The 446-nt window shown below is 60.3% G+C and carries 1 protein-coding gene; it reads left to right on the top strand.

From position 1 onward, the window contains the following. Positions 1 to 15: 15 nt before the first annotated feature. Positions 16 to 222: a VIT1/CCC1 transporter family protein gene (locus H0485_RS21410; protein ID WP_226937889.1), complete on the top strand. Its 207-nt coding sequence runs from the start codon at positions 16 to 18 to the stop codon at positions 220 to 222. Positions 223 to 446 lie beyond the last annotated feature (224 nt).

Below are 446 nucleotides of genomic sequence, written 5' to 3'. Positions count from 1 at the left end.
GCCGGGGCTGTGCCGATGGTCGCTGCGCTCGTCTCACCCGCAGAAACTGTCGCCGTCGTGGTTACTGTGACAACGCTGCTCGCGCTTGCTGTTCTCGGGGCTCTCGGGGCTTGGGCCGGCGGAGCCAGGCTGTTGCGACCAACACTGCGTGTGGTCTTCTGGGGCGGTGCCGCGATGGCAGTGACCGCCGCTATCGGGAAACTATTTGGGGTCGCGGTTTAGGCAGGCAGGGGGGCTATCCCCCCTTCTTGGGGATCGGGGGAAAGGTATTTTAGAATTCAAAAGGGCCCGGTTTAACGGCTCTGGCATTGTCGAAGATTGTCCGTCGTCGAATGATTTGGAACCGCCGCGCTGATTTTGTAGCAGATGGCTTGGGCTCATCGGGTTCAGGCTATGCTGCTTGACGCTGGTGGTTCAAGCGGCGGTTTTGGATGGTCTGCTGTTTG

It is taken from the genome of Pseudogemmobacter faecipullorum, assembly GCF_020539525.1.
In the GTDB taxonomy this organism is placed as follows: Bacteria; Pseudomonadota; Alphaproteobacteria; order Rhodobacterales; family Rhodobacteraceae; genus Pseudogemmobacter; species Pseudogemmobacter faecipullorum.
This window is presented reverse-complemented; position numbering and strand designations above follow the sequence as displayed.

Bases quoted from the DNA above. Each gene is read 5' to 3' on its own strand.
- H0485_RS21410 (WP_226937889.1), top strand. From the start codon at position 16: ATGGTCGCTGCGCTCGTCTCACCCGCAGAAACTGTCGCCGTCGTGGTT.